This is a genomic window from Frankia sp. CcI49, from assembly GCF_001983215.1.
In the GTDB taxonomy this organism is placed as follows: Bacteria; Actinomycetota; Actinomycetes; order Frankiales; family Frankiaceae; genus Parafrankia; species Parafrankia irregularis.
This window is the reverse complement of the sequence record NZ_MOWP01000006.1, coordinates 65425-90590: the sequence shown is the minus strand read 5'-3', so window position 1 is coordinate 90590 and position 25166 is coordinate 65425. Positions and strand designations below refer to the sequence as shown.

The window sequence follows — 25166 nt, the reverse complement described above, 5'->3', positions numbered from 1 at the left end:
CGATCAGGAGGGCCGGCCGCCGAGGACTGCGCTGTCCAGTGGGGTGACCATAAGGTAGATACAGTGTCTAGTCAATGGCTTCTGTGTCTGCCTAGTTCCCTCGGTCGAACCCCTGGCCTGGCCCTGCGAGCTCGGTGGCTCGATGCAGGAGGCAGCCCTCAGTCACTCCCAGCCCTCGGACCCGTCCGGCGATCAGGAAGAGTGGGCGTCTCGTCGAATCGAACGGCGTCGCCGCTGGTCCTGGTCCGTCCGAAGCCCCGCCGGCTGGGTGGGGCGGGGTCATCGTGACGTCCGAACGGGCCCATTGGTGACGCGTCGAACGGCAGCTGCGCGCGGATCGACCGGGATTGCTCCGGGCCGGTCCAGGCCAGCCTGGACCGACCCGGCCGTCGAGACGGCCCGGCCCGGTCGGGGATTCGGACTTCGGACGTCGTGCGGAGTCCGCCCAGTCGACGGGCACGGCGTCGTGGTGTTGATCTGGCTAGGCCGTCACCGACCCGGCACCTTGATGATCGCCATCCAGGCGGCCGCAACCAGCGTGATCATCCGCTCGGTGTCCGTCAGTCGTCCGTGCATGTAGCGGTCGTAGAAGTTCATCAGTGGATTCAGCAGGATGATGGCGGCGAGCTCGGCGTCCTCCGGTTTGACGTCCTCGCGGCCTGCGAACAGCGCTTGGGCGAGAGACTGGATGTGATACTCGAAGCCCTGCTCGACGAGCGCCCTTATCTCAGGCTCAATGACCGCGCCTTCGGCCAGCGGGACGGCGTAGTGCCGGACCTGTGCCCAACGTTCGACATCCAGCCGGAGCCAGGCCCGGATGCCGTCCAGCGTCGGATCACATCCGAGACCGTCGAGGTCGGCGTAGATGCCGTCGAACACGGCCATCACCCGGTCGTACAGCTCACGGAGAATATCCGCTTTGCTCCGGAAATGAAGATAGAAGGTGGCTCGTGTCGTGCCGGCTCTGGCAAGGATGTCGTCGACCGTGGTACGTGCGTACCCACGCTCGGTGAACTCGATGACAGCCGAGTCGATGAACCTCGCATGGGTGAACGCCCGCTGGGCGGCCCGAAGACCACCCTTCGGCCGGCCGCCGGCGGTGACAGCGGCCGAACCGTCATCGGCGGACCGCCCGCGGACCGGGCCGGTGCCCTCCGTATCGGTGACCGAAGCCCCGCCTCCGTCACCGGCCGGCCCGCCCGGCGGCCTCTGCCTAGGCACAGTCCACACCTTCCGTTCGTGTCTGTCGGCTGACTGGACACCACACTTACCAACGTATGGCGAACAGTGCACGCCGTTGTGGCGCGACCGGAGACCCTCCCGTGCTCGTCACGCTGCCGGTGCCACCGGTCGCGCCAGGTGAGCAGCAGGCCGCGGCTGGTGCCGCCGTGGTGCCGCAACGCCGACGGCGGCCGTGGCGCGGCATGACCGCGCTCAGGCCGCGGCTGCCTTGAGAATCTCGTAGAGAACGGTCCAGTTCTCGGTGCCGCGGCCTGCGGCGATGGCCAGGTCGTAATGTGCCTTGACGGCTTTGGGTAGCCGGGTGTCGACGCCGGCCTTTTCGCTCGTCCGGACGATGTGGTCCGCCGTGGCTCCCATCATCTGCGCGGTGCTGAGGTCGCCGGGGTGTTCGCCGTCTTCGAGGAGCCGGGCGAGGTCCCGCCCATCCCCGATCATCGCCGGGATGTCGGTCAGAAGGTTCAGCGCGCCAGGCAGGAAGTCGGCGGCTGGAACGCCGGCGGCGGTGATGAGCGCGGTGGCATGGAGCAGGCTTGACAGGGCGGTGAGGAACACATCGAGGTTTGCCTGGTAGAAGAGCTGGGCCAGACCTGGGTCCTCCCCGAGGTATCTGGGTTCGCCGATCAGCCTGAGCGTCGGTTCGTGCGCGGCGAACACCGTGCCGGAACCGCTGTAGAACACGTATGCCCCCGGACCGCCCACGGCGGGAGCGGGCACCATGACGCCACCCGTGACAAAGCCGGCCCCGTGGCCGGCCGCCCATTCCGCCGCTTCCCGGGAGGCGGCGGGCGTGTCCGAACTGAGATTGACCAGCACTTTGCCGGCAAGAGCGCCGGAGCGCCGCGAACTCCCGGTGACCGGGCCGAGGATCTCGTACATCGCCTGGTAGTCGGTGAGGCTGAGGATGGTCAGCTCACTGGCTGTGACCGCCGCCGCCGGCGTGGGTGCCAGCGTGGCACCCCTGGCTATCAGGTCGGCGCCGCGCCCCGCGGTGCGGTTCCACACCGTCACCGGATGGCCGGACCGTAGCAGGGCCGTGGCCATCGCCTGACCCATCGGGCCGAGGCCGACGACCGTGACGGGGGACAGGCCGTTCGCGCCGCTCATCGGGACTCCCTGAGTTCTTCGAATATTCGAGCGGTGCCCTGCCTGCCATACCCGGAGACGGTCTGCCGGCGCACGATGTCGAGTACAGGCCGCAGCACTTCGACGTTGACGCCCTGGTCGAGGCTGGCCGTCACCAGCGAGGCGAGCGCGGTTTCGGTGAACTCGAGGCTCTGTTGGCCTGCCCCGGCGTAGTCCCTGGTGTCTACTGTCTCAGCGAGGCCGGCCAGCTGGCCCGTCATGGCGGCGAGGAAAGGCGCCTGCTGTCGAGCGAACTCGGCTGCCGGCACGCCGTCGGCGCCGACCATCGCCGCTCCGTGCAGGAAGCCCGCGAACATCGTGTACATCCCGACGAGCATCGCCATGTCGCGCAGCGAGGCCATGCCGGGGTCGGTTCCGAAATAGTTGCTCTGGCCCCACAGGTCGAACAGCTCCCGGTTCCCCTCGAATGCGGCCTCGGGGCCGCTGTAGTAAATCGCCGCACCCGGCCGGCCGATCATCTTGGGAACAGCCATGATGGCGCCGTCAAGGTAGGTGATGCCGTACTCCGCCGCCCATGCCGCGAGCCCGCGAGCCTGGGTCGGCGTCGTCGTCGTCAGATTGATCAGGGTGCGTCCAGCCAGGCTGGCGGCGAGCGGATCGACCACGGCGTGCACCGACCGATGGTCAAACAGGCACACGACGACCGTTCCGTCGCCGGTGATCGCCTCCTCCGCGGTCTTGGCTATGGTTGCGCCACGCTCACCGAGAGCCCGTGCACGGCCTGGCGTGCGGTTCCATGCCACGGATGGTCGGCCGGCGTCGAGAGCGGTGGCGGCGAGTGCGCTGCCCATCGCTCCCAGGCCCAGGAAGGTCGTGCGGGTCGTCATGAACTGGCCTCTGCTCTGTGGTGGTGGTCTGGAAGGGCGTGCCTCCCGACCTTCCATCCGCGCCTTCCTCTCCGGCAAGTACCTACGATTTTGTTCAATACTCACCAGAAGGTAAGTGAGCAGCTGAAGAGGGGATGAGGGCCTGATGGCGACGAGCGCGCGGCGCGGTCCCTACGTCTGCGGCATAGACGCTGGTATGGACGTGGTGTCAGGGAAGTGGAAGTCGTTGATCCTCTGGGAGCTGAACAATCACGGAACCCGGCGGTTCGGGGAGCTGCGGCGCGGTCTTCCCGGCGTCAGCGAGAAGATGCTCATCCAGCATCTGCGCGAGATGGAGGAGGACGGCCTGGTTCACCGCGAGGTGTATCGAGAGGTCCCGCCCCGGGTCGAGTACTCCCTCACCGAGCACGGGACATCCCTCAACGAGGCACTCCGCGCGCTGGGCGAGTGGGGCAGGCGACGATGCGAGCGCCTTGCCGCCGCCGATGTGCCCACTGCCGGGCCCGTGGTGACGGGGTAACCCCGGTACCCGGGCCCGACCTCTGATCCGAAGTACTCGTGTGTTGCATAGTTGGGGCATGTCCCCGCCCGCTGGCAGTCTCCATGCACCGGCAGTTCTCGGCTCACTCGACGGACTTCTCCGGGCTCTGGAGCTGGACCCGGTCGGCGAGGACAGGTTCCGTGCCGGGTCGGCGCCCGGCCAGTTTCCCGGTCGGATCTTCGGTGGGCAGCTGCTCGCGCAGGCGCTGGCCGCGGCGAGCGCAACCGCGCCGGGGATGACCGTGCAGTCCCTGCACGCGGCGTTCGTGGAGGCCGGCGTCCCGGAGCATCCGATCGACATCGAGGTCGAGCGGGTACGCGACGGACGCTCGTCGGCAACGCGGCGGGTCACCCTGCTGCAGGGCGGTCGCCCCCTCCTCGAAGCCTTCGCGAGCTTCCGGGCGGGCACCGCGACGGCTGACGTGACCAGGCCGCCCGCGGTCGCTGTCGGGTCTGAGTCCGGTGTGCCTGGTGGCCCGATCGTCGAGCCGGGACGTCCCGAGGACCTGCCGTCCATCCAGGAGTGGGCGCAGAAGGTTCCCTCGGGTCCGGGTGCGGCCAGCCGCTCCTGGATCGAGCGGCCGCCGGCGGTCGAGATCCGTATGGGGGAGCCGCCGACTTTCCTCGGCGGGGCACCGGCGCACGGTTCCCGGTCGCACTGGATGCGGCTGCCGCGCGCTGTCGGCGACAGCCCGGCGCTGCACGCCGCGCTGCTGGCCTATGCCAGCGACTACTTCCTCATGGACATCGTGTTCCGGTCCTACCCCGACCTCGCCGCAGTAGGCAGGCTGGGCGGGTTCAGCCTGGACCATGCCCTGTGGCTGCACCGGCCCAGTCGTTTCGACCGGTGGCATGTGCACACCCAGGACGCGCTCGCGGTCAGCGGCGGCCGGGGCCTGGCGCGAGGCACGATCCGCGACGAGAACGGGCAGCTCGTGGCGACCGTCGTGCAGGATGTGCTCGTGCGCCCGGTGGTGACTCAGGAAGGCAGCGCGTCATGAGCCGGCCGGAACATTCACTGTTCGAACAGGACTGGCCGGTCAGTGATCCCGGTGGTGGGCCGGCCGGCGAGTTCCGGTTCTTCCAGCTCGGCTTCCTGGTCGACGATCTGCTGGAGGCCGCGGCGAGGTGGGCCCAGGTCTTCGGGGTCGGGCCGTTCCACGTCATGCCGGTCGTCGACCAGCACGCCACCTACCGCGGCGAGCCCGCCACCGTGACGATCCAGGTCGCGGTGGCGCAGGCCGGGCCGGTGCAGATCGAGCTCGTGAAGCAGCTCTGCGACCGCCCCGGAATCTACCGGGAATGGCGGCGCGGCCGGGTGTCGGCGCTGCATCAGCTCTGCACGGTGACGCCGGACTACGAGGGCAGGAAGGCGCACTACGAGCGGCTGGGTTACGAACTCGCCTGCGAAAGCGCCAGCGGCTCCTTCCGGGTGGCCTATTTCGACACCASCGCGGACTTCGGCTTCTACACCGAGGTGGTGGAACAGACTCCGAAGTTTCTCGTGCAGCTGGACCGGATCTCGCGGACCTGCGCGGAATGGGACGGCACCGATCCGGTCCGCCTGATCACCCACGGTGGCTACCAGGTGCCGCAGGCGTGACCTCCTAGACGTGGACACCCATCGGCTCGGCTACTTCCTGCGCGTCGCGGACGAAGGCTCCATCAGCCGCGCCGCCAGCGTTCTCGGGATCGCCCAGCCGGCGCTCAGCCGGCACATTCGGCTGCTGGAGGAGGATCTGGGCGTAACGCTCTTCCTGCGGACCGCTCGCGGTGTGCAGCTGACCGAGGAGGGTGAGCGGCTGCGTGCCACCACGGCCACGCCGCTGCGCCAGCTCGAGCTCGCGATGCTCTATGTCGGATCCCCGCTCGCGCGCATCGAGCGGGGCCTGCATATCGGGCTGCCGACGACCGCCGCCGGAGTGCTGGCCGTGCCGCTTCTGGAAAGCCTGGGGGCCGCGTTTCCCAAGGTGCATTTCCAGATAACCGTCGCCGGCACCGAGGAGCTCGTCGAGGGCATCCTCAAAGGCGTGGTTGACATTGCGATGATCGGTCCCCTCTCGGATGGGCGGCTTTTCTACGAGGATCTGCTGGAGGAGGACCTTCTCGTGGTCGGGGCCGGCTCCGCCGACCTGCGGCCGGACCGTGCTGTCAGCTTCGCCGAGCTGACAGCACACCCGCTGGTGCTGCCGGCGAGCGCGACCGGCGTGCGCACCAGCGTCGAGAACACGGCGCTGCGGCTCAAGCTGAGGATCACCGCACGGTTCGTCACCGATTCGCTGCAGGTGATGAAGGACCTCATCGGCGCGGGCTACGGCTGGGGTGTTCTCCCGCTTTCGGCCTGCGGGCCCGAGATCGACGCCGGTGTCCTGCGGGCGGCTCCGCTGCACGACCCGTCACTCGCCACCCGGTTCGGTATCGCCGTGACCACCCACCTCGAGCTGCCGACCGGCTTCGCCACCAGAGTCATCGAGATCATCAAGAGTGAGGCCGCCAGGCTGATCGGAACCGGAGCGTGGGCCGCGCGGCTGCTTCCACACCCACCGGCCGACGGATCCTGACGGGCGAAACCCACCGGCCAACGGATCCTGACGGGCGAATCAGCAGCCGCCGCGGCCGGTGAACGGCGGGTGTGCGGGATCAGCGTCCGGCGCGGTTCGCCCGAAGCCGTGTGGACGGTTCTTGTGTCAGGAGCACATACGGAGGCCGCCGGCCTGTTCCTAGCATCCGGACCATGACATCGACCGGGCCGACGTCGAAGGATCAGGCCATGCCAACCGGCATGGCCGGCCCCGCGGACCTGCTGGTCATCGGCGGCCAGGTGGTCACGATGGACACCGGGCGACGCGTCCTCGACGGCGGCGGGGTCGCGGTGCGTGACGGGCGGATCGTGGGCGTCGGCCCGGCCGGCGAGATCAGGGCCGCGTTCCCCGGCAGCACCGAGCTGGATGCGACCGGCTGTGTGGTCACACCAGGTCTGATCAACGCCCACCAGCACACCACCGGGGATCCGCTGGTACGCAGCGTCATCCCCGACGACATCGACTCGCAGGCGTCGATCTTCGAGTGGGCGATGCCCCTGCACGCCGCGCACCTGCCCGCGGACGACGAGATCTCGGCGCTGCTCACCGCGGTCGAGGCGTTGCGGGCCGGGGTGACCACGATCGTCGAGCCGGGCACTGTGGCCCACCCGGAGCGGGTCGGTGCGGCGCTGCGCCGGGCCGGGATCCGGGCGACGCTGGGCACCTGGGGCTGGGACGCGCCGGGGCTGCCCTACTCCGGTCCGGTCGAGGAGGTGCTCGCCAGGCAGGCCGAGGTCGTCCGGGCGTTCCCGCCCGGCGGGCTGGTCAGCGGGTGGGTCACGCTCGTGGGCCACGACCTCGCCAGCGACGAGCTGCTCGTCGGCGCCGCCGGGCTCGCGCAGGACCTGGACACCGGCTTCACCCTGCACCTGGCGCCGAGCGTCGACGACGTCCACGCCTACCGGCGGCGCAGCGGGCGTGGGCCGGTGGAGCATCTGGCCGCGCTCGGCGTGCTCGGCCCCCGGCTGCTGCTCGGCCACGGAGTGTGGCTGTCCGAAGCGGAGATCGAGATCCTCGCCGCGACCGGCACTGCTGTCGCCTGCTGCCCGTGGGCGTACCTGCGGCTCGGGCAGGGACTGACCAGGGCAGGACGGCATGTCCCGTTCTGGCGGGCCGGTGGCCGGCTGGCGCTGGGGTGCGACTCGCACAACGCCGGTGACCGGGTCGACGTCCTGGACGCGGCGCGGCTGCTGGCCGGGCTGTCGCGGGACGCCCCCGCGGACGGTGTCGCCCCGCTGCGGGCGGGGGAGGCGTTCGCGCTGGCCACCGTCGACGGTGCGGCCGCGATCGGCCTCGGCGAGGTGACCGGAGCGCTCGTCGAGGGCCTGCAGGCGGACATCGTCGTCTTCCGCACCGACGACCCGGCGTGGGTGCCGGTCGGCGACCTGGCCCGCCAGCTGGTGTGGAACGCGCCGACCCACACGGTGCGTGATGTGCTCGTCGCCGGCCGCCAGGTGGTGCGGGGCGGTCGGGTCACGACAGTGGACTCCGACGCGCTGTGGGCGGCGGCCCGCGACCGTGCGGCGGCCCTGCTCGACCGGGCCAACCTGCGGGTACCCCGCTCCTGGGCATAGCGAAGCTCCTGGGCACGGCGAAGCTCCCGGGTACAGCGAGGCTCCTGGGCATAGCGAAGAGGACAGGGAAAGGAACAGCACACCTATGACCATCACCACCACGCTGGAGCCGGTCACCGGGCCGTTCGTCTGGCGCGGCGACGAACTGTCCCGCACCGACGACTGGATCTTCCGGCTCGGCCCGGACCAGGTGGCCGAGCTGGAGGAGGTCGGGCGGCGGTTCATCGCCGACGACCCGGACCTGCGGACCGTCAACGCCGCGCAGTACCCGCTCACGGCCGCCTCCGACGCCATCCGCCGGTTCGGCGCCGACATGGACTCCGGCCGGGGCTTCGTCCTCATCCGCGGGCTGCGGATGGAGGAGTACGACGACACCCTGGCCGCGGCGATCTTCTACCTGATCGGCCTGCACCTGGGTGAACCGATCCGCCAGAACGAGCTCGGTGACCTCATCGACCACATCGTGGGCGTGTCGGACAAGGCCTACGAGGAGGGCGGCCTGCCGTCGCGGACCCGGGACAAGCTGCCCTACCACTCCGACAGCTCCGACGCCGTGGCGCTGATGTGCCTGCGCCCGCCGGCGTCCGGTGGCCTGAGCAGCCTGGTCAGCGGCGCGACGGTCTTCAACGAGCTGCTCGCGCGCCGCCCCGACCTGGCTCCGCTGCTGTTGGAGCCCTGGCACTACGACTGGCGGCGGCAGGACCCGGACGCACCGGCGGACACCTACACCTCGCCGATCGTCAGCTGGACCCAGGGCTGCTTCAGCATGTACGCGGGCGCCGACATGATCGAGTCGGCACATCGCTACCCGGGCGTGCCGCCGCTCACCGGGCCGCAGCGGGAGGCGCTCGCGCTGATCGAGGAGATCACCTACTCCGACGGTGTCGCGCTCGACATGGACTTCCAGCCCGGCGACATCCAGTGGCTTCTCAACTACGCGGCGCTGCATTCGCGCACCGAGTTCGTCAACGGCGCCGACTTCGCCCACACCCGCCACCTGCTGCGCCTGTGGCTGCGCCGGGATGTCGGCCGCCCGCTGGTGGAGAACTTCGGCAAGCACGTGGTGGTGGACCGGTCCAGCACCCGGGCCGAGGACCCCGCCAGGGACACCCAGGGACACTTCCACATCCGCGAGGCGGCGGCGGTGCGCACCGACTGGGGGGACTGACGCCCGCCCGCGCCCGGCGCGACCACTGTCCGAGATGTYGGGCGTGTGGCGCCCGGAACAGCTGACTGTAACGAACGAATCCCCGCCCGGGAGCCGCGCGGCGGGTTGGTGCCCAAGGCACAGCGAAGCCCCCGGACCGCTCGACTAACGTGCATCACAGAGGGTTTTGCCTGGTCAGGACGTATCCGGGTCGCTTCGGGCGGCATCGGTGCCGGCCGGCCGGGCACCGGCGCGAGGTCGGGACCACCATCGCGCCGTGATCCGCGCCGAAGCGTCACGCGGACGTCCCGGAGTGTCGTGCCGACGCCCCGGAGTGTCGTGCCGACGTGCCGAAGCGTGGCGCGGACAGGCCGAGGCGTCACGGCCGGCTCCCTCTCCGCTCGGCAGTACCCACCTCCGTGCGGCTCCCCACCACGGAGGCGGCTCTACAGCGTCGTAGGCCGCGAGCCACCTGAACTTCGCCTGTACTCCCTTTCGCGGAAGGTACGACGTTGACTGCTAGGTTCTCGCTCCACCGCGCTCTCCCACGCCTGACCGCCGTCTCGGCGGCAGCGCTGTCGCTGGCTCTCGTGGCCGCCTGCGGTGACAACTCCACGAGCGCGACCTCGGCCGAGGGCGGCGCGTCGGCCGCCCCGGCCGCGGGCACCGTCCCGGCCGGCGAGCCGGACGTGAACGGTGACGGCAAGGTCGTCATCGGCATCCTCAGCCCCGGTGACACCAGCGACAACGGCTACTACGAGAGCTTCGTGGCCTCGGCGAAGACGTTCGCGGCCGACCAGGGCTGGCAGATCATCACCCAGGACAAGATCAATCCAGCCGACGCGGTGTCGGCCGCCCGCAACGTCTGCCGGCAGGGTGTCGACCTGGTCGCCGTCGGTGCCAGCGAGCTCAAGGACGCGCTGCCCGTCGCCCAGGAGGCCGTCTGCGCGAAGACGGCCTGGTACGTCGCCGCCGGTCAGGGGGTCGAGCTCACCCCCTACATCTCGACCTCGCAGGACGACGTCAACGAGAGCCTGCTCGCCGCCGGATACGCCGCCGGCCTGCTGATGAAGGAGAACGGGGACACCAAGGCCGGCTATGTCACCGGGCCGGAGGCGGACTTCTCCGTCCTCGCCTACAAGGCGTTCAAGGCCGGCATCCGCGAGGTGATCCCGGACGCGGAGGTCCTCGCCACCTACACCGGCTCGTTCGACGACGCGGCCAAGGGGCAGGAAGCCGCGCAGGCGCAGATCAACCAGGGCGTCAAGATGTTCTACCCGTACCTGGGCGGCGCGACCGACGCCGCGGCGAAGATCGCGAGCGATGCGGGTGTGCCGACGCTGACCCCCGGCACGGACCGCTGCTCCGACCCGACCGCGAAGTTCGCCATCTCGGCGATCTTCAGCCCCGGTGACTACTTCGCGGCCGCGCTGAAGGACTTCTCCGCCGGCACGCTGACGATGGGCGTCACCAGGCACTGGAAGATGGGCGTCGACGCGGTGCCGACCGTGAAGGTCTGCGCCGGCACGGACGAGCAGACCGCCGCGGTCAACAAGTTCATCTCGGACATCGGTTCCGGTGCCATCGTCCCGGCCGACGAGGTCGCGAAGCTCGGCGGCTGAGCCCCCTCGGCGGCCGCAGACCCTTCGCCGAACCGAGGACATCCGAGGAGCTGACCGCGCATGACCGATACCTCCCGGCCCACCGCGACCGCGACCGTTCGCATCCCGGCGCCCGCTCCCGGCCCGGACCACGCCCACCACGTCCCGCGTCAGGCCCACCACGCCCCGGACCACGTCTCGGCGCCTGCCCCGGCCATCGAGCTGCGGGGCATCACCAAGCGGTACGGCCCGGTCGTCGCCTGCGACGGCATCGACCTGGCCGTGCGCCGCGGCGAGATCCACGGGCTGCTCGGCGAGAACGGGGCCGGTAAGTCGACCCTGATGAAGGTGCTCAGCGGGCTGATCCGGCCGGACGCCGGCATGATCCTGCGGGACGGCGAACCGATCGACGTCACGGACCCGCGGGCCGCGGCCGGCATCGGTGTCGGCATGGTTCACCAGCACTTCAGCCTGGTCGGCGCCCTGACCGTCTGGGAGAACGTCATCCTCGGGGACGCGACGGCCGGTCTCGCCGGGCTGCCCGCCCGCCAGGGCGCCGGTCGCGGACGGCACGGCGGTGATCTGCTGCCGGGCGACGGGCGGTGGGCCGGGCGGCTGCGGGCCGGGCTCCCGCGGGCCGGGCGCCGGTGGGCCGGAGGCGGTCGACTGCGGCGGGAGGAGGCCTGCGCCCAGACGGTGCGGATCGGCGAGCGGTACGGCATCGCCGTGGATCCGCTCGCCCGGGTCGACACGCTGTCCGCCGGGCAGCGCCAGCGCGTCGAGATCATCAAATGCCTGCGCCGGGACCCTGATGTGATCATTCTCGACGAGCCCACCTCGGTTCTGTCGTTGGCCGAGTCGCGGGACCTGTTCGCGGTGCTGCGCCGTGCGGTCACCGGCGACGGCCCGCCGGATGCGGCTGCCTGTCCGGGAGCGGGAGCGGGAGCGGGAGCTGGCGCGGATGCGGGGGCGGGGGCGGCGAAGGCGGTCGTCCTGATCAGCCACAAGCTGACCGAGATCCTCACCGCCACCGACCGGGTCACGGTGCTGCGCCGGGGCCGGGTGGTCGCGCGACGGGAGACGTCCGGTACCGACACGGCCACGCTGGCCCGAGAGATGGTCGGCCGGGAGGTGGTGCTCGGCGAGGAGGCCGCCGCCATCGGCCTGACGCCGGCGACCGCGACGGCCACGGCCACGGCCACCGCCACGGCGCGCGACGTCCCGCCGGCCCCCGCCGGGACGCGGACCAGCCGGCCGTCCGCCGACGAGGCGGCCGCGCTTGAGCTGGACGGCCTGCTGGTGCGTTCACCTGCCGGGAGCGCCCTGCTGGACGCCTTCACGCTCAGCCTGCGTCCGGGCGAGATCGTCGGCCTCTACGGGGTGGAGGGCAACGGGCAGTACACCCTCGGCGATCTGATGTCCGGCCTGATCATCCCGGCGGCCGGCGAGGTGCGGGTCGGCGGTCGGCCCGTCGACCTGCGTCGCCCCGGTGCCCTGCACGCGGCGGGGGTCGGGGTGATCTCCGAGGACCGCCACCGCGCCGGCTGCGTGCTGGACATGAGCGTCGCCGACAACCTGGTGCTCACCGATCTCGCGCCGGTCAGCGGCCGGATGCTGGTCAGCCGGCGCCGGCAGCTGCGGCACGCCGCCGAGCTCGCCGAACGGTTCGCCATCTCCTGCCCCTCGCTGGACGCGCCGCTGCGGACGCTGTCCGGCGGCAACCAGCAGCGGGTCGTGCTCGCCCGCGAGCTGGCCGGACGACCGTCGGTGCTGGTCGCGGCCCAGCCCACCCGTGGACTGGACGTCGGTGCCATCGAGTCGATGTACGTCGAGCTGCGGGCAGCGGCGGCCCGCGGGGTCGCGGTCCTGCTCGTGTCGACCGAACTGGAGGAGGTGATGGCCTTGTCGGACCGGATCGCGGTGATCTCCGCCGGCCGGATGGCCGGCGAGCTCGCCCCCGAGGACGCCGACGCCGAAAGCCTGGGCCTGCTCGTCGGCGGTGCCGCGCTCACCGGGCCGGCGCGATGAGCGTCCACGCTCCGGCCCGGCCGCCGTCCGCGCCCGGCACCGGCACCGGCGTCGGCACCGGCGACCACGGGCTGCGCGGCTCGGTGGACCGGGCCGCGCGGGCCCTGCTCAGACCGTCCAGCACGGGCGTCTCGCCGCTGCTCGTCGCCGTGTGCACGGTGGCTTCGGTGGCCGTGGCGCTCGGCGTGACCGCGCTGCTGGTCACCACGGCGGGCGGCTCACCGTCCGAGGTGTTCTCCTCGATGCTGGACGGAAGCGTCGGGAGCCCCGGTGCGATCAGCCAGACACTGGTCGAGATGACCCCGTTGCTGCTGGTGGCGGTGGGTGCGTGCATCAGCAGCCGCGCGGGCGTGTTCAACATCGGCCAGGAGGGCCAGCTCCTCGTCGGCGCGATGGTCGGTGCGTTCGTCGGGCTGCGCACCCAGGGGCCGCCGGCGCTGGTGCTGACGCTGACCCTGCTCGGCTCGGCGCTGGGCGGCGCGGCCTGGGCCGCGGTGCCCGCGGTGATGCACTACCGCCGCGGGGTGGATGTCGTCGTCAGCACGATGCTCATGATCTTCGTGGCGCAGCAGCTGGTGAGCTATGTCGTGAGCAGCCCGTCGCTGCTGCAGGAGACCCGCCGGCCGGGCGCGATCGTGGCGGCGCAGTCCGACGCGCTCGCCCCGTCCTTCCGGCTGCCGTCGATCGGGCAGTATCCCGATCTCAGTATCGGCGCGGGCGCGATCATCGCGGTGGTGCTCGCGGTGGTCACCGGCGTCGCGCTGGCCCGCAGCCGCTGGGGTTTCAAGGTGCGGATGCTGGGGCTCAACCCGCTCGCCGCGCGGCACGCCGGGGTACGTGCGGCCACCTTCGGCGGGCTCGCGCTGGCGATCTCCGGAGGGTTCTCCGGCCTGGCCGGCGGCGCGGTGCTCGCGGGCGAGGTCTACCGGCTCCAGCCGGCGATGTCGGACAACTACGGCTGGGACGGTCTGCTGGTCGCACTGGTCGCCCGCAACAGCCCGGTCGCCTCGGTCGCCACCGCGCTGGTGTTCGGTGCGCTGCGGTCCGGCGGCGGGGTGCTCGCCTCGACCGGCGTGCCGGCCTATCTGATCGACGTCACCCAGGCGCTGCTCGTGCTCGCCTTCGTGCTGCCCCCGGCCGTGCTGGCGCTGCTGCGCGCCGCCGCCGACCGCCGCCGCGGACGGGCCGCGGCGGGCACCGCGGGTCGTCCGGCCGTGGCCGCGAACTCCGAACCGACGATGGCGAGGGCCCGATGATCCTGGACGACGGCGCCACGATCCTGTCCAGCGCGATCCGGCTCGCGGCACCGCTGGGGTTCGCCGCCTGCGGTGAGTACCTCGCGGAGCGGGCCGGCACCATGAACATCTCCATCGAGGCGATGATGATCACGGGTGCGTTCACCGCGGTCGCCGCCTCGTCGGCGACCGGCTCTGCGACGCTCGGGCTGGTGGTGGGCGCGCTTGCCGGCCTGCTGCTCGGGCTGATCCACGGCAACATGTCGCACCGGCTGGTCGTGAACACGTTCATCGTGGGGCTCACCCTCAACGTGCTGGCCCTCGGCGCGACCAGCTTCTTCAACGAGAGCCTCGAGCTCACCGGGCACCAGGTCGCCCAGGTCAGCATCCCGGTGCTGCGTGACATCCCGCTGGTCGGCGAGCCGCTGTTCGTCCAGCGCTGGCCGGTGTACCTGCTGCTCGGGCTCGTCCCGCTGACCTGGTGGCTCGTCGAGCGGACCAGGTGGGGCCTGGAACTTCGCGCGGTCGGTGAGAACCCGCAGGGCGCGGACGTCACCGGCATCGCGGTGAACCTGCGCCGGCGGCAGGCGCTGCTGTGGTGCGGGCTGTTCGCGGGCCTGGGCGGGGCGCACCTCGCGGTCGGCGCGGTCGGCTCGTTCAACGACAACATGACGGCGGGGCGGGGCTACCTGGTGATCGCGGCGGTGATCTTCGGTGCGTGGCGGCTGCGCGGCACGATCGTCGGGGTGGCGCTGTTCGGCCTCGCGGACGCGCTGCGGCTGGCGTTGCCGGCGGTCGGCGTCCAGCTCAACAGCCAGCTGCTGATCGTCGCCCCGTACCTGCTGGCGCTGCTGGCGATGGTGCTCGTCCTGCGGCGCACCCGCCAGCCCGTGGCGCTCGGCACACCTTTCGTCCGGGGAATTGTATAAAGCGTGGCGCGGGTTGGGTGTCGCCAGCGGACGAATTATCGAGACCCGTCCGGGTTGTGGATTAGTTGGGTGAATGTTTTTCGGGGCCCTTGATTGGCTCGACTGGAGGCCGGCCACATAGGGCAGTCGCCAAAATTGGAGGATCACACCGAGGATTAAAAGGGCGGAATCGGACATTCTGGGTGGCGCGTCACCGAATGACGCCCTGCCGTGGCAGTTGCTCGTGAAGGTGCGGCTGCGGTTGTCGGGTGGGAGTATCGCCGAAGAATGTCCGGACTGTGTGGATAACGGCGTGAATTCGGTCCACTGAATTTGCGTGCCACACGATTCCGTGCTGGAGAAAATGGGGCACAGTATGGGGTCGAAACCTGACAGCTCTTTATCCTCCGCGGGGCGGGCCCAGCCGTCGTCCGCAGTCTCCGAAAGACGGCCCGGTCCAGCCACGGCGCCCGGCGACGAAGGCACGCTGGACGCAGCCGGGGCGCTGATCTGCGCGCGGACCCTGGACGAGCATCTGTCGGAGCAGGCGGCGGCTCGCCCCGACGACATCGCGATGAGCTTCGTGGACTACGGCACCGACCGGTCGGGAGTGGAGACGTCCACCACCTTCGGGCAGCTCGACGCCGCGGTGAGCGCCGCCGCCTGGCAGATAGCCCAGGCGGTGCCGGCCGGCGGCCGGATGGTGATCCTCTCCCCGCAGGGGCTCGGCTACGTCATCGCCTTCCTCGGCGCGCTGCGGGCCGGGGTCGTCGCCGTGCCGCTGTTCCCGCCGGACCTGATCGGCCACAGCGACCGGCTGACCGCCGTCTTCGACGACTGCGTACCCAACTGCGTGGCCACGACGACGTCCGTCCTGCCGTCCGTTCGCGCCTATCTCGAGACCCGCGCGCAGGCGGTGGCGATCTGCGTCATCGACGGCCCAGGTGCCCCCTCCGCCGGAACCGGCGAGCCCGCCGCGGCTGCCGCGCCCGCCGAGCCGGCCGCTTCGCCGGTGCTGCCGGTGCCGCCCGGCTGGGCGCCGGCAGGCCCGCGGCCCGGCCTGGACGACGTCGCCTACATCCAGTACACCTCCGGTTCGACACGGACCCCGTCCGGCGTGCTCGTCACCCACGGCAACATCGTCGCGAACACCGCGCAGGCGATGGCCGGCTACCGCTGCCATCCGGCCCGGAACACGGTGGTGAGCTGGCTGCCGCTGTTCCACGACATGGGCCTCGTGCTGGTCGTCGGCGGGACCGTGGCCGGCGGTGTCCGGTCGGTCCTGCTGGACCCGGTGGCCTTCCTGCAGCGCCCAGGCCGGTGGCTGCGTCATCTCGCCGAGAACCGCGGCGCGGTGGCCATGGCGCCGAACTTCGCGTTCGACTTCGCGGTCGACCGGGTCCGCCCGAAGGAGCGGGAAGGGCTGCGGCTGGACGACGTCTGGGTCCTGGGCAACGGGTCGGAGCCGGTCCGGCCCGCCACGCTCGAACGCTTCCTGGCGACCTTCGGCCCGCTGGGGCTGCGGCCGGAGGCGCTGTGCCCCTCGTACGGCCTCGCCGAGGCGACCGTCTACGTGTGCGGGGGTGTCAGCGGGCGTCCGCAGCGACCGGTGTGGTTCGACGCGGAGGTGCTCGCCGCCGGGCGCGCGCTGCCGGTCGACGAGTCCGAGCGGCCGGCGCAGCCGGGCATCCCCCAGCAGCAGGGGCCGCGGCAGCAGCAGGCGCCGCGGCCCGGCCCAGGCCGGGAGCCGGGGCAGGACCCGGAAAGAAGCCCGGAACAAGGCCCGGGACAGGGCGCCCCGCAGCGGCGGCTCATCCCGCTGCTGTCCTGCGGCGTGCCGGCCGGGCAACGGGTCGCCGTGGTCGATCCGCAGGCGGGACGGCTCTGCCCACCCGATGTCGTTGGCGAGATCTGGGTCCGCGGGCCGAACGTCGCCCGGGGCTACTTCAACCAGCCGGCCCGCACCGAGGCGACCTTCGGGCAGCGGCTCGCGGCGCCGGCCGGCGAGCGCACGGCGGCGCTGCCGACAGGCTGGTCGCCCGATGGCTGGCAGGACGACGGCTGGTTACGCACCGGCGATCTCGGGATGGTCCACGAGGGTGCCCTGTACGTCACCGGTCGGTTGAAGGACCTGATCGTCATCGACGGGCGCAACCACTACCCGCAGGACATCGAGGCGACGGTGGAAGCCGCCCACGAGGCGGTGCGGCCCAACCGCTCGGCCGCGTTCACCGTCAGCACCGACCACGGCGAGGCCGTCGTGGTGGCCGCGGAGATCACCGCGGAGGCCGCCGGCCAGCCGGCCGAGGTGACCAGAATGGCCGGGGTGATCCGCGGCGCGGTCGCGGTGAGCCACGGGGTGGCGGTACGCGAGGTCGTGCTGACCCGCCCGGGCACGATCCCGCTCACGAGCAGCGGCAAGATAGCCCGGCACGCCTGCCGGGAGCGCTACCTGGCCGGCGCGTTCGCCGTCACCGGTGCGTCCCGGTGACCGACGCGCCCGGGGTCGGCACGAGCCCCGCCACCTCCCTGAGTGAAGCCGACCTGCTTCGCTGGCTTTCCGACCAGGTCGCCGCGAGCCTCGGGCTCGATCCGGCCGAGATCGACATCGACCAGCCGCTGGTGGACCTCGGGCTGTCGTCACGGGACGCGGTCGCGATGACCAGCGACCTGGAGGATCTGCTCGACACCGCGCTCGAGCCGACGCTGCTCTGGCAGCATCCGACGCTCGCCGCGCTGGCACGACGGCTGGCCGCCCCCGCCTCGGGAGCCGGCACCGCGGCTGACTCCGACCCGGTGAACGCGGACTCCGACCTGGTGGACCCGGACCGGGCGCACCCGGACACGGCCGGCGCCGACCTCGGCTCCCGCGATTCCGCGGGTGCCGCGGATCCCGATGATCCGGTCGAGGGTGACGCGCTGGCCATCATCGGGGTCGGGTTCCGGTTCCCGGGCGGTCCGCGGCATCCCGACGGGGTGACGCGGCCGGGCGAGCTGTGGGAGCTGCTGGCCCAGGGCACCGACGCCGTCTCGACGGTGCCGCCGGGGCGCTGGGACGAGGCCGACAGCGGCGTGCTCGGCACTCCAGGCCTTGCCGCAGGCGCCGCCGTGCAGACCGGCGCTGACGCCGTCGCCGGCGCTGACGCCGACGCGGACGTCAGCCAGGCGGTGCGCCGCGGCGGGTTCATCGGCGACGTGGCGGGCTTCGACGCCGAGTTCTTCGGTATCAGTCCCGCGGAGGCGGCGCTGATGGACCCGCGGCAACGCCTGCTGCTGGAGATCTCCTGGGAGGCACTGCAGCATGCCGGGCTGCCGCCGTCCTCGCTGCGGGGCAGCACCACCGGGGTCTTCGTCGGTGTCTCCAGCTCGGAGTACGCCCATCTGACCTTCGCCGACCCCCAGCGGGTCGAGGGCTGGACCTCGACCGGCGCGGCGACGTCGATCATCGCGGGCCGGCTGTCCTACCTGCTGGACCTGTGGGGACCGAGCCTGACGATCGACACCGCCTGCTCGTCCTCCCTGGTGGCCCTGCACGCGGCTCGCACCAGCCTGCTCTCCGGCGAGTCGTCGCTCGCGCTCGTCGCAGGGGTGAGCCTGCTGCTGTCCCCGGCGGTGAGCGTCGCGTTCGGCGCGGGCGGCGCGCTGTCCGCCGACGGGCGGTGCAAGGCCTTCGCGGCGGCGGCCGACGGGATCGTGCGCGGCGAGGGCTGCGGAGTCGTCGTGCTCAAGCGGCTGGGTGACGCCGAGCGTGACGGTGACCGGGTGCTGGCGGTGGTGCGTGGCAGCGCGGTCAACGCCGACGGCCGTTCGAACGGTCTGACCGCGCCGAACCCGGCCGCACAGGAGGCGCTGCTGCGGGCGGCCTACGGGCCGACCGGCATCGTGCCGACCTCGGTCGACTATGTCGAGGCGCACGGGACCGGCACGCCGCTGGGCGACCCGATCGAGGCGACGGCGCTGCGGGCCGTCCTCGGCGCGGGTGCGGGCCGTGACCCGCGCGAGCCGCTGCTGCTCGGTTCGGTCAAGACGAATCTCGGGCATCTCGAGGCCACCGCGGGCATCGCCGGGGTCATCAAGGTCGCGCTGGCGCTCGACCGTGGGGTGATCCCGCCCTCCGTCCACTTCGCGGCGCCGAACCCGCGCATTCCGTTCGAGGCGTCCGCGCTGCGGGTGGTGACCGAGCCGGTGCCCTGGCCGCGTTACGGCGGCCGGGCCCGCGCCGGTGTGTCCGCGTTCGGCTTCAGCGGCACGAACGCGCACGTGATCCTCGAAGAGCACGGCGACCGTGACGGCGGCACCCGCGGCGGATCCGACAGCGGCGCCGATCTCCGTTCCGATCTCCGTTCTGATCTCCGTCTCGAGCGGGGTGCCGAGCGGCGCGCGGGCGGCGGAGCCCGCCGCGGCCCGTGGACGTTGGCGCTGTCAGCGGCGTCCGCCGACCGGCTCGCCGGCACCGCGGCGGCCCTGGCCGACTGGCTCACCACGGCGGATGGACAGGCCAGCGACCTGGACGACGTCGCGTTCACGCTGGCACGGCGCTTCGACGTGGCGGCTCCCGCCCGCGCGGCCGTCGCCGGCCGGGACGGCGACGAACTGGCCGCCCGGCTGCGGGCGGTCGCCGCCGAATCCGACGCCCCCGGCACGACCAGGCTCACGCGGCCGGCCCGCGGCCACCACCCCACCGGGCCGGCTCTGCCCACTCAACCGGCTCTGCCCACTCAACCGGCTCTGCCCACTCAACCGGCTCTGCCCACCAGACCAGATCTGCCCGCGCGGCCGGACCTGTCCACGGGGTCGGTCTGGGTCTTCAGCGGCTACGGCTCGCAGTGGGCGGGCATGGGCCGGCGACTGCTGACCGACGAACCGGCCTTCGCCGCGGCCGTCGAGGACCTCGACAAGCCGTTCGTGGCGCGGACCGGCCTGTCCCTGCGCGGCCTGCTCGAACGCGGCGACGCGGTCGACGGCGTCGAGTCCGGGCAGATCATCCTGTTCGGGGTGCAGCTGGCGCTCGCCCAGCTGTGGCGTTCGGCGGGTCTGCGGCCGGCCGCGGTCATCGGCTTCTCCATGGGCGAGGTCGCGGCCTCGGTCGTCGCCGGCGCACTGGACGTCGAAAGCGGCCTGGAGGTCATCGCGACCCGGGCCCGGCTGCTGGGCTCGGTGGCGGCGGCCGGCGCCGGCGCCATGGCGGTCGTCGAGCTCACCGAGGCCGAGTTCGGGCAGCTGGCGGCCGACCTGCCCGGCGTCCACATCGCGATGCACTCCTCGCCGCGCCAGTGCACGGTCGCCGGCGACGCCGACCAGGTGACCCGGCTGGTCGCGGCGGTCGAGGCGCGGGGGCGGACGGCGCTGCCGATGAAGGTGAGCGGTGCCGGGCACTCGCCGGCCGTGGATCCCATCCTCGACGAGCTGCGGTCACGGCTCGCGTGGGTCCGCGGCACGCCGACCGCCGTCCCCTGGTACGGGTCGGTGCTGGACGATCCGCGCGAGGTGCCGCCGGGCGATGCCGACTACTGGGCGGCCAACGCCCGGCGCCCGGTCCGGGCGGTCCACGCGGTGCAGGCGGCCCTCGAGGACGGGGCGGTTCGCTTCCTGGAGGTCTCCCCGCACCCGATCGCCGGGCGCGCCCTGCGCGAGACGGCCCGCGACGGTGTCCATGTCGCCTCGAGCCTGCGGCGTGACCGTGACGACACGGTCGAGTTCCGGGTGAACCTGGCCGCGCTCGCGCTCGGCGGCGACGGCGACGCGCTGACTGCCCTGCTCAGCCCGGCAACAGATGCCGCGCCGACTGGCTCGGTGTCGGCTGGGACGGTGTCGGCTGGGACGGTGGCGCCGAGGCTGGTGGATGTCCCGGCCGCGCCGTGGCGGCACCGTCGGCACTGGGCCGCACCGGTCCCGGTGCCCTCCCGGACCGCGCCGGGACACCCGTTGCTGGGGGCGCACATCGAGATCCCCGAGTCGGGCCGGCACGTGTGGCGGGCCGACATCGGGACGGAGGCGCTGCCGTGGCTCGCGGACCACACGGTCCACGGGGTGGCCGTGCTGCCGGGTGCGGCCTTCGCGGAGATGGCCCTGTCGGCCGCGGCGGTGCTCGGGCGCGGCCGGCCGGTCGTCACCGACCTCGAACTGCTCGAACTGCTGCCCCTGGGCCCGCACACCGACGTCACCACGTCCGTGATGGAGGACGGCCCCGGCGCCGCCTCGGGAACGATCGAGATCTTCTCCCGGCGGACGGCGGGCGGCGGTCGCTGGGTGCGGCACGCCACCGCCCGGATCCGGGTGGAACCAGCGGAACGTGCCCCGGACCAGGTCGCGGAGCACACCGCCAGCACGGGCCTAGCCGGCAGCGCTGGCGGCGCCGGCCGCTGCGAGGACGTCGACGAGGCGGGCACCGGCAGGTCCGTCGACCTCTACGGGGCGCTGCAGGCGGCCGGCCACCGGTACGGCCCCGCGTTCGTCGGCGTCACAGACGCACGCGTGACGTCCGGCCCGGCGACCTCCCCAGGAGAAGGCACGGCCCCGCCGGCCCCGGTGGGCCCGTCGGCCGGAGCACCGGTGTCGGCGTCGGCGTCGGCGCGGGTGAGCCTGCCGGCGCCCGCGCAGCCTCATGCGCACTACCGGATCCACCCGGCGCTGGGCGACCTCTGCCTGCAGACCCTGGGCGTCGCCGCCGTCGGCCTGTGGCCCGAGGCCACCGCCGGTGGCGTGCCGCTGCACCTGCCGGTGCGTATCGGCGAGCTGACCCTGCTCGACCCGCGCTCAGGCGGGCCGCAGGGCCGGCCGATCACGAGCGGGCACGCCACGGCGCTGCTCACCCCGGCCGCCGCGGGCGGCGGCGACGAGGACGGCCTGATCGGCCAGGTACGGCTGTCGGCGGACGATGGAACGCCGTTGCTCGTCGCCCGGGACGTGGTCCTGCGCCCGGTGGAGGCGAGCGCCGTTCCGGTCCCGGTGTCCGCGCTGCTCTACGAGGCACGCTGGACGCAGGCTCCGCTTCCGCCGCTGCCGGTGCAGGGCAAGCCCGCGCAGCCGGGTCAGTCCGTCCCGTCCGCTCAGCCGGACCGGCCGGACCGGCCGTCGGCGACCGCTTCCCAGCCGCGTCTGCTGGTTCTCTCCGCGCCCAGGCCAGGCACCGACGACTCCGTGGACCGGGACGCGGTGGCCGCGCTCCTCGACCGGCGCAGCGGCTCACCAGGCGGGGTTGTCGCGCTCAGCACGACCGATGAGGGACGCATCGCCACCCTGGTCGGCTCCGGGCAGGTGCGGGGGGTCGTGCTGGTCGTCGCGCCGGCCTCCGGCGATGACGAGGCCTCACTCGGGGGGCGCCCGGAACCCGCGCCGGTGGGCCTTCCCGCCGGAACGGACCCGATGGCCGGCGCCGACCTGACCGCGGCCGTGGCCGCGTTGGCGAGGACGCTGGTCCGCCACGGCACCCAGCATCCGCCCCGGCTGTGGATCGTCACCCGTGGGGCGGCCGCGGTCGCCGACGGGGACCTGCCCGTGCCCTCCCAGGCGGCACTGCGTGGCCTGGTCCGTGTCCTGGCGCTGGAGCATCCGTTCCTGCGGACGACGCTGCTCGACCTCGATCTCGCCGCCGGCACCGGGGAGCTCGCCGGCACCGGGGAGGACGACGAGGCCGCGGCGCTCGCGCCGGTCGCGGCGGAGATCACCTCCGACGCGGCCGACGACGAGGTGGCCTGGCGTGACGGGCACCGGTTCGCCGCCCGGCTGACCCGCGTCGCCGAGGAGCCAGACGGCTCCGCTTCCCCGGCTGCGCCGGTGGAGGCGGCCGCGGTGCCGCTGGTGCGGTCGGGTTCCTACATCGTCACGGGTGGGCTCGGCGGGCTGGGCCTGCTGCTGGCCCGTCGGCTGGTGGACGGCGGGGCCTCCAGGGTCGTTCTGAACGGGCGGACTCTGCCCCGGGAACAGGATCAGGCCGACGCGGCACCGCCCGGATGGCGGATGATCCCGGGCCTCGGGCTGGCCCGGGTCGCGAACGCCACCAGGCCCGTTCCGCAGCCCGCCACCGCATCCGACGAACTCGCCGAACCCGCCGACGCCGCCGCGTCCGGCACCTCCGGCACGTCCGGGGAGATCACCGGCGGTGGGTGCGACATCGTCATCGTCACCGGTGACATCGCGCTGCCGGAGACCGCGGCGCGGCTGCTGACCGAGGCCACGGCCGGTGATCTGATGCTGCGGGGCGTCGCGCACGCGGCGGGAGCCCTGGCGGACCAGTCGGTCCTGGACCTGGATCCGGCCGCGCTGGCCGCCGTCTGGCGTCCGAAGGTCGTCGGCGGCTGGAACCTGCACGTGGCCACCGCGCGGCTGGCCGCGCAGACCGGTACGGAACTGGACTGGTGGCTGGTCTACTCCTCGGCGGCGGCGCTGCTCGGCTCGCCCGGGCAGGCCTCGTACGCGACGGCGAACGCCTGGCTCGACGCGCTGGTCGCACTGCGCCGCCGGAGCGGCCTGCCGGCGACGAGCATCGGCTGGGGTGCCTGGGCCCAGGTCGGGGGCGCCGCCGGGGTCACGAACGCGCTGCTCGAACCGCTGGTGCCGACGACGGCGATGGAGGCCCTGGAGACGGTGGTCGCCACCGGCCGGGCCCACACCGGGGTGGTGCGGCTCTCGCCGGCCCGTGCACTGGCGTTGCTGCCCGGCCTCGCTGATCTCGCCTTCTTCGCCGACGTGCTCGGCGCCGATCCGGGTGCGCAGGACGACTCCTGGCCCGGCGTCACAGCGCTGGCGGACCTGCCGCCGGCGCGGGCCCGAGCCGTGATCGCGGAGCGGCTGCGCGGCCGCGTCGCGGGGATCATGGGTCTGGAACCGCGGCAGGTGGATGCCGACGTCCCGCTGACGGAGCTCGGGTTCGACTCGCTGATGGCGATGCGGGCACGCAACGCCGTCGAGCACGACTTCGGCCTGCCGCTTCCGGTCCGTCTGCTGCTGCGCGGCGCCAGCCTCGGTGAGCTCCAGGCGCACCTGGTGGAGGCCCTCGGCCTCGCGTCGGACTCCGCGCCCGATGGGACGTCGCCGACAGGATCCACGCAGGCGCGGCCCGGTTCGGCGGGGACCGTGCCGGCGGTGGGGGCCGTGCCGGCGCGGACCGCCGCGGTCACCGGGGAGGTCGAGGGCCGGGGAATGCCGATGGCTGCCCGGGAGCCGGCGGAGCGGTGGCTGGTGGCGCTGCTCGCGGCGACGGTCACGACGGAGCCGATCGGGGTGACCGACGATCTGGCCACGGTTCTCGGCCCGGTCGAGACCGAACGCTTCCTCGGGCTGGTCGCCGAACGTCTCGGCGACGGGGCCACCCATGCCGACGCGCGGGAGCGCGCGGAGCTTGCGGGGGCGCGCACGATCGAAGCGCTCGCCGAGGTGATCCGGGACCGTCTGATGGGCAACGCGGGGGCGGGCGTGCGCGTGCTGCGCGGTGCCGGTTCGCAGCCGCCGCTGTTCCTGTTCCATCCGGCGGGCGGTCCGACCGCCGTGTACGAGCCGCTCGTGCGGCTGCTGGATCCGCGGGTGCCGGTGTTCGGCCTGGAGCGGCTCGACGACATCGGGCAGGTGGAGCGCAAGGCCGCCGCCTACCATTCCATGATCCGAAAGATCGCTCCCGCGGGGCCGTACCGGCTGGGTGGGTGGTCCTTCGGTGGCCTGCTCGCGCAGGAGGTCGCGCACCAGATCGTCGCGGCGGGCGGCGAGGTCGAGGTCGTCCTGATGATCGACACGATTCTGCCGTTGCCGGCGCCGGCCGGGCTGTCCGCCACGGATCAGCTCCTGACCCGCTTCGGGCGGTTCGTCGACTACCTGCGCGAGGTCTACGGCGTGGACCTCGACCTGCCCTACGACGAGCTGGCCGGTGCCGACGACGCCGAGCAGGTCGAACGGATCTTCGAGATCCTCGCCGCCTCCGACATCGCCATGACCCCCGGTGTGCTGCACCACCAGCGGACCTCGTACCTCGATGCGCGGATCGCCGAGAACTACCAGCCGCGCCGCTACGACGGACGCACGGTGCTCTACCGAGCGGCCTCGCCCCACCAGGTGACGGTCGCGCTCGACCCCCGCTACCTGCGTGACGACGCCGACCTGGGCTGGGCGGCGACGGTGCCGAACCTGGAGATCGTCACGGTTCCCGGTGACCACACCTCACTGATCGACCGCCCGAACGTCGACGTGATCGCCCGGCACCTGTCGCGGCTGCTCGCCCCAACCGCAACCGCAACTCCGGCTCCGGCTCCGGCTCCGGCGCCGGACGGGGCGGACGGGGCTGATCCACGAGGGCCTGGCGGGGCGTCCGGTTCGGCGTCCGTGCCGGTGCAGCGGGGCACCCGGTGAC

The 25166-nt window shown here is 72.7% G+C and carries 15 protein-coding genes; 12 read left to right on the top strand and 3 right to left on the bottom strand.

Going from position 1 to position 25166, the window contains the following annotated elements:
• Window positions 1-489: 489 nt before the first annotated feature.
• From CcI49_RS04570 to CcI49_RS04560, 3 genes are all read right to left on the bottom strand, one after another.
• A complete protein-coding gene (locus CcI49_RS04570) occupies window positions 490-1221 on the bottom strand; it encodes a TetR/AcrR family transcriptional regulator (RefSeq protein ID WP_076824533.1) in 732 nt (243 codons plus the stop codon).
• A 213-nt stretch (window positions 1222-1434) separates the two neighbouring features.
• Window positions 1435-2346, bottom strand: coding sequence for an NAD(P)-binding domain-containing protein (locus CcI49_RS04565; protein WP_076824531.1), 912 nt, complete (start codon window positions 2344-2346; stop codon window positions 1435-1437).
• The gene (locus CcI49_RS04560; protein WP_076824529.1) at window positions 2343-3212 is read right to left on the bottom strand and encodes an NAD(P)-binding domain-containing protein; all 870 of its coding nucleotides are present in this window, start codon (window positions 3210-3212) and stop codon (window positions 2343-2345) included. Before CcI49_RS04560 ends, CcI49_RS04565 begins: the two co-directional genes overlap by 4 nt.
• A gap of 145 nt (window positions 3213-3357) precedes the next feature.
• Between CcI49_RS04560 and CcI49_RS04555 the strand changes: the two genes are divergently transcribed.
• The 12 genes from CcI49_RS04555 to CcI49_RS04500 all read left to right on the top strand — a co-directional run bounded on the left by CcI49_RS04555 (window position 3358) and on the right by CcI49_RS04500 (window position 25165).
• A complete protein-coding gene (locus CcI49_RS04555) occupies window positions 3358-3732 on the top strand; it encodes a helix-turn-helix domain-containing protein (protein WP_076824526.1) in 375 nt (124 codons plus the stop codon).
• A 58-nt stretch (window positions 3733-3790) separates the two neighbouring features.
• Window positions 3791-4753: an acyl-CoA thioesterase domain-containing protein gene (locus CcI49_RS04550; RefSeq protein WP_076824525.1), complete on the top strand. Its 963-nt coding sequence runs from the start codon at window positions 3791-3793 to the stop codon at window positions 4751-4753.
• Window positions 4750-5355 carry a VOC family protein gene (locus CcI49_RS04545; RefSeq protein ID WP_076824523.1) on the top strand — a complete coding sequence of 202 codons (606 nt, stop codon included), beginning with the start codon at window positions 4750-4752 and terminating at the stop codon, window positions 5353-5355. The genes CcI49_RS04550 and CcI49_RS04545 overlap by 4 nt, the downstream gene beginning before the upstream one ends.
• A gap of 10 nt (window positions 5356-5365) precedes the next feature.
• Window positions 5366-6313 carry a LysR family transcriptional regulator gene (locus CcI49_RS04540; RefSeq protein WP_054567500.1) on the top strand — a complete coding sequence of 316 codons (948 nt, stop codon included), beginning with the start codon at window positions 5366-5368 and terminating at the stop codon, window positions 6311-6313.
• A 209-nt stretch (window positions 6314-6522) separates the two neighbouring features.
• Window positions 6523-7908, top strand: a complete 1386-nt coding sequence (locus tag CcI49_RS04535; RefSeq protein ID WP_063793127.1) for an amidohydrolase family protein — start codon at window positions 6523-6525, stop codon at window positions 7906-7908.
• 85 nt (window positions 7909-7993) lie between these two features.
• Window positions 7994-9076, top strand: a complete 1083-nt coding sequence (locus tag CcI49_RS04530) for a TauD/TfdA family dioxygenase (protein ID WP_076824521.1) — start codon at window positions 7994-7996, stop codon at window positions 9074-9076.
• Between the two features lie 491 nt (window positions 9077-9567).
• The gene (locus tag CcI49_RS04525) at window positions 9568-10677 is read left to right on the top strand and encodes a BMP family ABC transporter substrate-binding protein (RefSeq protein WP_076824519.1); all 1110 of its coding nucleotides are present in this window, start codon (window positions 9568-9570) and stop codon (window positions 10675-10677) included.
• A 60-nt stretch (window positions 10678-10737) separates the two neighbouring features.
• On the top strand, window positions 10738-12684 hold the full coding sequence (locus CcI49_RS04520) for an ABC transporter ATP-binding protein (protein ID WP_083749306.1): 1947 nt from the start codon (window positions 10738-10740) through the stop codon (window positions 12682-12684).
• Window positions 12681-13940 carry an ABC transporter permease gene (locus CcI49_RS04515; protein ID WP_076824516.1) on the top strand — a complete coding sequence of 420 codons (1260 nt, stop codon included), beginning with the start codon at window positions 12681-12683 and terminating at the stop codon, window positions 13938-13940. The genes CcI49_RS04520 and CcI49_RS04515 overlap by 4 nt, the downstream gene beginning before the upstream one ends.
• Window positions 13937-14848, top strand: coding sequence for an ABC transporter permease (locus tag CcI49_RS04510; RefSeq protein ID WP_054567495.1), 912 nt, complete (start codon window positions 13937-13939; stop codon window positions 14846-14848). The genes CcI49_RS04515 and CcI49_RS04510 overlap by 4 nt, the downstream gene beginning before the upstream one ends.
• Before the next feature lie 355 nt (window positions 14849-15203).
• A complete protein-coding gene (locus CcI49_RS04505; RefSeq protein ID WP_076824514.1) occupies window positions 15204-17318 on the top strand; it encodes a fatty acyl-AMP ligase in 2115 nt (704 codons plus the stop codon).
• On the top strand, window positions 17315-25165 hold the full coding sequence (locus CcI49_RS04500; RefSeq protein WP_076824512.1) for a type I polyketide synthase: 7851 nt from the start codon (window positions 17315-17317) through the stop codon (window positions 25163-25165). The genes CcI49_RS04505 and CcI49_RS04500 overlap by 4 nt, the downstream gene beginning before the upstream one ends.
• Window position 25166: the final 1 nt, after the last annotated feature.

Coding starts and splice junctions, on each gene's coding strand:
- CcI49_RS04565 (WP_076824531.1), bottom strand. CDS start 2,346: ATGAGCGGCGCGAACGGCCTGTCCCCCGTCACGGTCGTCGGCCTCGGC.
- CcI49_RS04510 (WP_054567495.1), top strand. CDS start 13,937: ATGATCCTGGACGACGGCGCCACGATCCTGTCCAGCGCGATCCGGCTC.
- CcI49_RS04555 (WP_076824526.1), top strand. CDS start 3,358: ATGGCGACGAGCGCGCGGCGCGGTCCCTACGTCTGCGGCATAGACGCT.
- CcI49_RS04560 (WP_076824529.1), bottom strand. CDS start 3,212: ATGACGACCCGCACGACCTTCCTGGGCCTGGGAGCGATGGGCAGCGCA.
- CcI49_RS04535 (WP_063793127.1), top strand. CDS start 6,523: ATGCCAACCGGCATGGCCGGCCCCGCGGACCTGCTGGTCATCGGCGGC.
- CcI49_RS04515 (WP_076824516.1), top strand. CDS start 12,681: ATGAGCGTCCACGCTCCGGCCCGGCCGCCGTCCGCGCCCGGCACCGGC.
- CcI49_RS04505 (WP_076824514.1), top strand. CDS start 15,204: ATGGGGTCGAAACCTGACAGCTCTTTATCCTCCGCGGGGCGGGCCCAG.
- CcI49_RS04520 (WP_083749306.1), top strand. CDS start 10,738: ATGACCGATACCTCCCGGCCCACCGCGACCGCGACCGTTCGCATCCCG.
- CcI49_RS04550 (WP_076824525.1), top strand. CDS start 3,791: ATGTCCCCGCCCGCTGGCAGTCTCCATGCACCGGCAGTTCTCGGCTCA.
- CcI49_RS04530 (WP_076824521.1), top strand. CDS start 7,994: ATGACCATCACCACCACGCTGGAGCCGGTCACCGGGCCGTTCGTCTGG.